Genomic DNA, 10,359 nt, shown 5'->3' on the forward strand with positions numbered 1-10,359 from the left:
GTAAATGTTTTGTAGTTAAAACAATTTACTGATTTTCAATCAAATGAACAACTTTATTCTTTATTAATCAAAATGCACAACGGGTAAAAGTTATGTTTAAAGAAAATTCCAAATTAAAAGAATATGCATATATCTTGTTAATTCTTACAATTATTGGCTTTGTTATTACTGTTGTTTGTTTTTACATAAAGACAGGTTTGAGTTGTGTAATAAATCCTGATATTTTAGACAAGTTTGGAAGTTTTGTCGGAGGTTTATTTGGAAGTTTATTAACTTTTATAACCACTCTTTTACTGATTTACTCGAATAATAATCAACAAAAAGAAATTGACCGTATTAACCGAAAAGATGACGTAGATGATGCTTACAATCGATTATTGAAATTAATTGATTTGTATAGACAGCATAGTAAAATATTAGTTTTAAAAGAAGGTAAATACACAGATGCAACATATAAGAGTGAATTCAAAGGATACTTAGGAAAATTTGAAGCTAGATATTACTATTATCAATTAAGAAAAATTGATAAAGAATCCTATAACAATGATATTTTAGATAAACTGAATGATGAAATTACATTACAAATTGTTCAAGAAATGTGTAAAAAAATATTGTTCATATTTAAGTTAGTTGATAGCAATGATTATCTAGATAAAGTAGAAATATATGATTTATTAAAATTTACATTTCTAAAAGAAGAGTTTAAAATTTTATATTTCATTTGTCTTTTAAATTTAGTTGAGAAGAAATTTAGTTGGGACTTAGAAAATGAAAAATTTGTACATAATTTTTATAAAAAAATACAATTACAAGAATTCTTAGAAGATGATTTTTTGAATTCATTAATGATGGATCGGTTTTTAATCAACTAGAAAAAAATAGTAATAATTCCTAAGACGTAACTTCTGTAAGTAAAGTTTTATAAAAAATAATACAATGCAAAAAGGAGAACGGTGTTCTCCTTATCTTTTATTTAAAACTTCCTTTTCTGTCGGATTAAAGAAACTACTACTCCTAAAATTAAAGCGTTGTGTTCTTCTGCGAGTTGGATGCAGTCTTTGTAGGTTGGGTATTAAGTAAACATTTATAATCTATTAATAATAAAATTTACGAGAACTTATTTATTCAGGTTTTTTAATAAATTTTGTGTAGATGTTATTTATGGAATCACGCTGATTATCAGTTAAGTTACCATATTGAATGAATTTACTTCTTACATCTTTAATGAAATCTGTGTTCTGATTCATTTCTTCCATGGTTAGGATCATATTGTTTATTGTTTGAAGTTTTTTATTGAAATCATAGCTTGTGAATTTCAGGAATTTTTGGTTTATGTCTAATTTCCATTTTAGTCTTGCTTGGCTTAAATTCCTTTTTGATCGAATACCATTATAGAAATCATAGTCTTTAATATTTATTACTTTATTTTCAAATAAATAATCTAAGGCATGAAGATTTAAACTATTACATGAATCGTTTCTTAAATGTTGTATAGATTTTAAGATATTATCTCCAGTCGAAATTCCTAAAAATTGCTTGACACATTCATTTCCGACTTCTGTTTCAACTCCACTAATTTTATTTTTGATTACGCATATATTATGTATTTGTTGCGTACATAGGCATTTTTGCTCTTCTGAAGCATAGTAGATGTATTGAAAATACCATTCATTTTTTGCACTTGACCAATCTTTTGATTCGCTTCTTTTGATAATTTCTTCAATTAGTTTTAGTCTTTTATTCATTATAAGATGGTTATTTTAAGCAATTTAAAATAATGAATATTAACCACATATAATATATAAAATGTAAAGTAGATTAACGTAATGGGATGCTGAATCGAGTTCAGCATGACAGGGGCATTGAAATTAGGACTAAAAAATGCGAGAATCTCGTGGAATCTCGCATTTATTATTTTATTTCTTTAGCTAAAGTTTAACTAAAGTCTATCTAAACTATTTGGAGTTGGTTGTTAGATGATAGTGATTAAAGCCTCAACTTAAATGGAATTGGAGGAATATTGTGTAATAAATTATATTCAAATAATTGTTTTATTAATTTTTATCAGATTTTTTAAATAACTTCTTTTTAGTTTCAATATGGTTTAAGTATTCATCTTGCCATAATTCAGGGTAATCAACCAATAATTTTTTAACGATTTTTTCAAAAATTACTATTTGACAGAATATTAGAATAAATAGTACACAATGATTAATATTAACTTGTTGATCTTGTTTAATTTCAATAGGAATACCACCAAAATCAATTTTATTCAAAGTTTTTTGTGAAAATCCATTGTTATGTAAACTATTTCTAAAAGTCGTTAAATAATCAAAAATTATACTGAACTCAACCTCTCTGTTCTTAACTTTATATAATAATTCATTTCCATAAATATTATTTATTTCTGTAATAATTTCATTAATATTAATAGATTTTATGATCCCAATATGATTTATTAATGAATTAAAAAAATGACTTTTTTTCTTCGTTTTATTAAAGTCTACATATGAAAGTTTTTTGTTAACTTGTTGTAGGAAATATTCTAAGTCAAAATAAATTTTACTTAAATAATTAGTTCTTTCATATACTTCTTTGAAGATCATACTTTCTGAAGTAAATTGATATGAATAACCTAAGTCTAAATTATCTTCAACAATATTATCATAGTTTTCAATTGTAAGATTCATATTATGATAATAGTATGATGTATAAAAATCAAATTTTACAAATAATTGCATTCTTAAATCATTCTTATCTAATTTTGGTTGAGTCCAATTTTCATATCCCAAATTCTCAAGCTTCTTAATTAGAATCTTTAAAAGCTCTGTATTTGCAATATCTCTACCATTTATATTATTAGTACAACAAATATTTATAAAATTATTTTTAAGCTTTTGTTGTAATTCATCTAAATCCATTTAAATCAAAATTTTATTTTAAAATAATAGCTTGAGTTTCTCTATCGTATTTGTATTCGATGATATTACCATTAACAATTAGATTAATAGCTTCTATGATGATTGGTAAAGGGATATCGAACCATTCGCGAGGAGAGATACGGTATCCGTTATTTTCTATATCAATGCTAAGGCGTGCGTCGCCAAAGAAACGGTGGATTAGATTTTCGAATTTTTGGATGTTTACATCTGCAATTTGGAATGATGCAACTTCTTCGACCTCATCGTATAAATACGTTGCTGATTTAGCTGCATTTTTAATGCGATCTTTTACTTCTCCTTTACTAAACCCAATTTTATGTAAATTTTGAATGGCCTTAATATCGGGATTATTTGATTTCGATTTTAAAATGTATATCCATCCTGCTTCTTTGGATTCTGGGTATTGTACCCCTGCATTTTGGAATAATTCTTTTTCGCCCCCATCAATCACATCTGTAATTAGTTTTCCATTTTTTTGAATAGCCTTTCCTAGAGATCTGAAAAGTAAATTGGACATTGTTCCATTTTCAAAGACTGTTACTGTACGCCCTTCAATACGAACTCTATCTCCTGATTTGTTCACTTTTAAGACCTTATCAATGTCTGCAACTTCTAAATAAGCTAATAACCCATCCACTAAATAGAAGTTCCCTTCTTTCAGGTTCTTTTCTGCATTTTTAAACTCTTTGAATTTACGCTTCCCTTCTTTTAATTCACGATGTACTTGTTTGAACATCACCTCATATTTCTCGAAATCCTTATCGGAAATTGAAGTACGTTGAGCAATGTAATCCGCTGTATCACGTGAAGGACCTTTAGGCGTATGGTTAAAATTAAAAATGGATTGGTCTCCTTCCATTTCTAATAAACCTAAGTCATCATCGTCTAGAATATCGTCTAAGGATTCAATTTTAGGAGTGTAATCACCTAACAAATTAAAACGATCAAAAGCTTTTAAAGTTCCTTTTTTATGTTCGTTATTTCTTAACTCTTTTAAACGAGAAGCCAATGTATATTCAGACATCGAAGCATTGGAAGGTTCTCTTTTATTAGTTTGATAAAAGGTATTGATTTCTTCGAAAGCATCGATTAAACGGTCTTCGTCTGTCTTATTGTATGTTTGCGTTGGTTTTGTATCTAATAAACCAAAGTCATCATCATCAAAAATATCATCTAAAGTTTTAGCCATTTTGCGCTTTTTTTCTTTTTGCGTCTTGAATAAATAATAATGCCTGAGCTAAACGCTGTTCTTTTGGGTCGTAAGATTGCATACTTGGTTTATCCCCTGTACGTTTTACCCATTCTTTAATCTTAGGCCAAAGTAAAATCGCTTCTTCTTCTGTAAGTTCAATTTTGGTTACATTGATTGTATCTTGTATTGACTTTAGGACACTTGAAGTTACATTCTTTGAAAGGATTTCGAAGGCTTTTTGGAATGGATTAATTGTATCAATTAAATCGATATTAATGTCATCAATATTCACAAAGCTACCTGCCATTTTTATGAATTTTTTTGAACCTTGTTCTTCGACTTCTCCATTTTTGATGACAGAATCTACCACTACATAATGACGAACCGCTTCTACCTCTTCTTCATTTAAATCAGGATAAACCTCTTTGATGATGCGTGGAATTACTACTTGATTGATTACTTCAGGTTCCAAATTACCAGGCATTGCTTTTAGCATTGTCTCGTCTTGTAAAATACGAGCCTTTAAATCATTTAAATCGTTTTGAAGAATCTCTTTTGCACGTTGGGTTTTTGCTTTTTTGAATCCTTTAATTCTGATTGTATTCTCCTCGTCATTTTCACCCTCTATCACATCCTCGTCCTCGTCTTGCATTGGTTTAAATTTGAAGTTCGGTGCTAGGACTTGTTCCATTAATAATGAAGCTGTAATTGCTTTCAGCATGTTATTGACAGATAATTTTACATCATCATCCATTGCATCTGGTTGCGCAATTAGGTTGGTGAATTGAGCGTGTGTTTTGTTGTTGCTATCGCGTGTCGCACGCCCGATGATTTGAATAATTTCGGTTAATGAACCTCTGTATCCGATCGTTAAAGCATGTTGACAAAATGGCCAGTCGAATCCTTCTTTAGCCATTCCTAATGCTATAATCATATCGATATCGTCAGGTGTTTTTACTCCACGTAAGTATGCTGTAATCTTATCTCTTTCTTTTTGATTATCGTTGACTAAATCTGCAATTTTTAAAATACGTCCAGAACGTTTACTTTTTACATATAGAACCCCTGTTTCCGTATCTTGATACTCTAGTTCACCAATGCAATCAATGATATGATTTACCTCTTCTAATTTCTCTTTTGAAGATTCAGCAGAGTTTACACTTGGGATATGGATAATTGTTTTAAGGTTTTCGTCTAAGATTTCCTCTAAGGCAGACATTCCTCTTTCTTCATCTTTTTTGTAATATCTTCCACGGTAAAAATGATACCCAATCCCTAATGATTTTAGGTATTCATACCCATTTAATTGATCGTAGTAATTGTATGTGACAGGTGTAAATTTAGCTTCATCTTCTGGAGCTAAAACAGGTACGCTATCGCCACGGAAGTAAGAACCCGTCATTGCTACGATATGCGCATTTGATTTTTGCATTAAGTTGCGTAAGACATTTCCTAATCTATTCTCCCCATCGGCAGAAACGTGGTGAAACTCATCAATTGCAATTAAACAATCGTTGAAATCTGTTTCTGTTAAGCCTTCGAATGCAAAGCGTAATGTGGCATGAGTACAAATTAAAATCTTTTCATCAGACAGCATAAAGTCTTTGAATGCTTGAACTTTACTTTTATCTGAACCAGGCGTACATAGGTTATATTTAATGTTGAATTCCCAATCGGCAAAGAACCCAAACTTTGTTAATTGAGTTGGTGCAAATGAATTCCCAATTGAACGTTCGGGAACAGCAACAATTACTTTTTTTATTCCTTGGTTGATTAATTTGTCTAATGCTATAAACATTAAAGCCATTGATTTCCCCGAAGCAGGAGGTGCTTTTAATAATAGGTATTGAGCAGAACGAGCCTCGAATGCATCGGCTTGCATTTGACGCATCCCTAGTTCGTTCGTTGCTTTACTTTTCCCTGTTTGTTTATAGTTAACTTCAACTATGTTGATTGGTTTTTTATAGTTTTGGGTTTGGTTGTTTTCCATGTTTGTTTGAATTGAGTTACGAAATTATATTATACACGTACTAATTTCATTAAAGGTTCGAAAGAATAAAGGGCAGCTCTTCTACCAGCCGCTTTTTCTCTTAAAACTAAATACCCATTTTCTTCTAATTTTTTTATGATTAAAACAGCTGTAGCATTTGGTATTTTAGTCGTGTTGACGAATTTATTATTTCTAAATACTGGATACGTGAATATAAAATCTAAAATCTCCATATTCCATTTAGAGGATAATATATCTGAAAATTCTGTTTTCGTTGTTTCGTATAAGTTTTTGATACTTTCTGCAATTTCTAGGTTACGAATTGCTTGACTTTCTACAGCATTTAAGAAAAACTTAATCCATTGGTTCCAATCGTTTGAACGAGAAACCTCGCGCATTTGTTCGATGTATTCGTCTTTGTTTTCTTCGAAATATCCACTGATATAAAAATGAGGTTGTGAAAGAATTTTTTCTTGCCACAAATTAAGAGTTATTAGCATTCGTCCAATACGCCCATTCCCATCTTTAAAAGGATGCAGTGCTTCAAACTCTAAATGCATAATTGCAGTTTTAATTAGAGGTGGTAAATCACAGGTTTTAATGTACTCAAATAGATTTTCTAATCCTTGATCTAAGTTTTCTGGATTGATTGGAATAAATTGAATTTCTTTCTTACGCGTATCGGCTAAATAATTTTGTTCTTTTTTAAATTCGCCAGGAGTTTTGTTAGCTCCTCTTCCTAAGTACAGTAATTGTTGGTGCATTTGTTTGATGAAGCTAATTGAAAAATTATATCCATTTTCTAATGCGTTCTGTGCATTTTTTAACGCTCGCTGATATAAGATGGTCTCAATGACATCTGCTTTAACATTTGGATTTTCTTGCCCTTCGTTATCTGCTTCATACAACATAATTTCGTCCATTGTACTAATCGTACCCTCAATACGAGAAGATATTACGGCTTCTTGATTTCTTAATGGAGCCAAAAGTATTTCGGTATTGTGTAAGTTTTTAAGCATTTGATCAAAACGAGCAAGTGCATCTGTTGCCTTTACTAATTCTTGAATAAAAACTGCGTAGTTAATATTTTGAGGAGGAAAATTATTGTAGTGATATTTTACTGCATTATCTATATTAAAATCCATTTTCTATCTTATTGTATTCAAATATACTTAAAATTATGTAAACAATAGTGTTTGATTACAGTATTTGACTAAATATAACAATCAAATCTTTTTGATTACAAAAGTTGTAACCAAAAAGATTTGATTACAACTTTTGTTTAAAAAATGTAAACAACAAAGTTTGCTTACAATTTCTGTTATCAAACTTTTTTGCTTACATAAATATCTTATTTATTGTAACCAAAATTTATTTATTTCTTTTTTGTTGTCTTTTTTGGTTTAGCGAATAGGGATTCTTTCGAGGTCATTTCGTCGTATAGTTTGAATAAGTATTCTAAACGTTCTTCGTCTGAATTGAAAGGTGCTAAACGGTAGATGCGTTCGATGGCTTCGTCTAATTCTTTGTGTGCTTGTTTTAATCCCGCAGGCATTGTTTCGGGATTGTATAACCACGCCATTGTTTTTTCTGGGTATTTGGCACGTTCGTCTAATACACTAAATACATATTGGTTGATGGTTTCTTTTTGCTTTTCGCTTAATGTAGGAAATGGAAAAGTGTTGTAACACAATTTTGCTGAGTAACGGTAACGTGTTTCTAATTTACCACCTACAGCATCAACCCATACCATGTGCATTTTTGAGTGGAGTACGCCGAATATCCAAGGTTGAGCATTATAAATAGCTAATGCAGAATCTGCAATAATAGTATCTGAGTTATATAATCCTAAAGGTATATAATCTCTATTTTCTGACGAATGTCTAGGAATAATGATTGAATCACCATCTTGATGTCTAACTTCACCAAAAGAATAATAGATGTCTTTTAATTTATTTGTAGCTAATCTTTTACTCCCATTTCTATGATTATAAACGTGATTAAGACGTGATTTTATTAAATCAATTGTTTCAAATTTTTTATAATTATTTTCATCTAACCATATACAATATCTAGTTTTTCCATTAAGAAATTCTTCAGCACCTATTAATTTTTTTAAAAATAATTCTGAACTTTCAATTAATGATAATTCATTAAATTCTTCTTGATCAAGAATTAATCCACCACCATCATTAGCCATACTTCCGAAATTCATTTCAGGAATTTGGGCAAGTGGTTTAGTTCTTGGCGTTATAAAAACATTATTTCCTTCTAATAAGTAAGCATTAATGTTTTTAACTTGCTTTGCAATTGATTCTGTAAAGATATATTTTGGAGAATTAGAGTAATTTCTTAAACCTATAATAACTACTGTTACTCCTGCATTCCCTTTAGCGTTGTTCACCCACTTGAATGATTGATAAGCGAAATCAATTTCGATTGTATCATCTAATAACGTTGGCCACAATAAACTTACTTGTTCTCCTTGGCAAACAGAGTTTGTTGACACTAATCCTAATTTAGCGTTGAAATTTCTAATGAAATTAACTCCCTTGTAAAACCAAATAAAAATATAATCTAAGTTATTAGCCCCCTTTAATTTGGGAAAGTTTAAAGCAATGTCGTATTTCTGTTCCTCATCTTGAATTCTCGCACCCAAATAAGGAGGATTCCCGATGATATATATTTCGTCGTTTGTTTCTTTTGGACACACCTGTTCCCAATCTACACGTGCTGCATTTCCTTGTGTAATGTTCCCACTTTGTTGTAATGGCAGAATAGGATTTGATTTTCCGTAATCTAATAACTCCTGTTCGAACACTTGGTTCATTTGGTGTTCTGCTAACCAAAGGGATAGAATCGCCATTTCGTGTGCAAAATCTTTGATTTCGATGCCGTAGAATTGAGCCAATTTAATTTCAGAGAAATAGATTTTACGCTGGGTTGTGTTTAGGTCTATTAACTCTTTTATTATTTGAATCTCGAGGTTACGTAATTCTTTGTAGGTGATGATTAAGAAGTTCCCACTACCACAGGCAGGGTCAAAGAATTTTATTTTCCCCAATCTGTCTAATAATGCTTCTAACTTTTTGACGTTGCCTTTGTTTTTTTCGAACTCCTCGTATAAATCATCTAAAAATAAAGGTTTGATTAACTTTAGGATATTGACCACTGATGTGTAGTGCATTCCTAAATTGTTACGTTCGGCAGGATCAGCAACTGCTTGAATCATTGACCCGAAGATATCCGGATTAATTTCGGACCAATCTAACTCGCCAGAATCGATTAAGATTTGACGTGCTTTTTTTGAGAATTTAGGACATTGGATATCATCACGAAATAAACCTCCATTTACATAAGGGAAATTGTTTAAATGTGATGGAAAAGTCCCTTGGCCTTTAGGTGTATTTAATTTACGGAATAGTGTTGCTAAGAATGTATCTACATCTGAACCATCTTTGGCTGTGTTGTTTACTAAGGCTTCGGTGAAGATACTTTTCTGTTCGAAAATCCCCGTATCCTCTGCGAAAAAACAGAATAGTAAACGTGATAAGAATATGTTTAGGTGATGACTTCCATTGGCTACCCATTCTGGATTATCCGCAATTAAGATATCGTATAGTTCGCCTAATTTATACGCGGCATCACGATCTAATTTATTATCGTTGCTTACACGATAAATTTCGGCTCCAGAAAGTGGTAAAAAGAAATCTGTTTGTTCTCCTAATTCTTGAATCTGAAATTCTTTGTTGTTGCCTAATTTGGTATCAACTGCTAATACTTTATGAAAATCTGTTACAACAATGAAACGAGGTTTCTGTTTTTTGATTTTGTCGTCTTTTGCTAACTCGTCGATTAGATTTAAAAGATTGGCTTGTTTTTCTACTTTGAAGAATATTTTGCCTTTGTAGAATAATTCGCCTTCGTTTTTAGAAAGGTTATAGTCTCCTTTTTTTAGACGAGTGATTGTTGTTTTAGATAACCCAAATGAGGCTAAGAAATCGTAAATGAAGTTTTCTTGGTCTATATTTTGGGCGATTGTATCTAGGTTATGTTGAATTTCTGATTTTTTCATTTAAAAGCTAGTTGAGGACTTTATTTGTTGAATGGTAAAATTAAGGAAAAGTTTAGTAAAAGTATTTAGAATACTAATATCAATATCTATTAAAAGAAAATTTTTATATTAGATAAAACATTAAATTTTAATTGTTAATACACCCGTTGTGCATTTTAAA

At 30.5% G+C, this 10,359-nt stretch carries 7 protein-coding genes; 1 reads left to right on the top strand and 6 read right to left on the bottom strand.

Annotated elements, in window-relative coordinates:
• Positions 1–92: 92 nt before the first annotated feature.
• Positions 93–872 carry a hypothetical protein gene (locus B4G36_RS09805; protein WP_291063688.1) on the top strand — a complete coding sequence of 260 codons (780 nt, stop codon included), beginning with the start codon at positions 93–95 and terminating at the stop codon, positions 870–872.
• Between the two features lie 249 nt (positions 873–1,121).
• Here the strand turns inward: B4G36_RS09805 and B4G36_RS09810 are convergent, their stop codons facing one another.
• From B4G36_RS09810 to B4G36_RS09835, 6 genes are all read right to left on the bottom strand, one after another.
• Positions 1,122–1,745 carry a hypothetical protein gene (locus tag B4G36_RS09810; RefSeq protein ID WP_291063690.1) on the bottom strand — a complete coding sequence of 208 codons (624 nt, stop codon included), beginning with the start codon at positions 1,743–1,745 and terminating at the stop codon, positions 1,122–1,124.
• Between the two features lie 309 nt (positions 1,746–2,054).
• Positions 2,055–2,921, bottom strand: coding sequence for a hypothetical protein (locus B4G36_RS09815; protein ID WP_291063692.1), 867 nt, complete (start codon positions 2,919–2,921; stop codon positions 2,055–2,057).
• 13 nt (positions 2,922–2,934) lie between these two features.
• On the bottom strand, positions 2,935–4,131 hold the full coding sequence (locus B4G36_RS09820; RefSeq protein ID WP_291063694.1) for a GIY-YIG nuclease family protein: 1,197 nt from the start codon (positions 4,129–4,131) through the stop codon (positions 2,935–2,937).
• Complete coding sequence (locus tag B4G36_RS09825; RefSeq protein WP_291063696.1) at positions 4,124–6,124, bottom strand: DEAD/DEAH box helicase; 2,001 nt, start codon at positions 6,122–6,124, stop codon at positions 4,124–4,126. Before B4G36_RS09825 ends, B4G36_RS09820 begins: the two co-directional genes overlap by 8 nt.
• 29 nt (positions 6,125–6,153) lie before the next feature.
• Entirely contained in the window at positions 6,154–7,269 is a 1,116-nt protein-coding gene (locus tag B4G36_RS09830) for a Fic family protein (protein ID WP_291063698.1), read from the bottom strand.
• A gap of 230 nt (positions 7,270–7,499) precedes the next feature.
• Positions 7,500–10,199 carry a class I SAM-dependent DNA methyltransferase gene (locus tag B4G36_RS09835; protein ID WP_291063700.1) on the bottom strand — a complete coding sequence of 900 codons (2,700 nt, stop codon included), beginning with the start codon at positions 10,197–10,199 and terminating at the stop codon, positions 7,500–7,502.
• Positions 10,200–10,359 lie beyond the last annotated feature (160 nt).

Source organism: Empedobacter sp. UBA3239, assembly GCF_002362875.1.
In the GTDB taxonomy this organism is placed as follows: domain Bacteria; phylum Bacteroidota; class Bacteroidia; order Flavobacteriales; family Weeksellaceae; genus Empedobacter; species Empedobacter falsenii_B.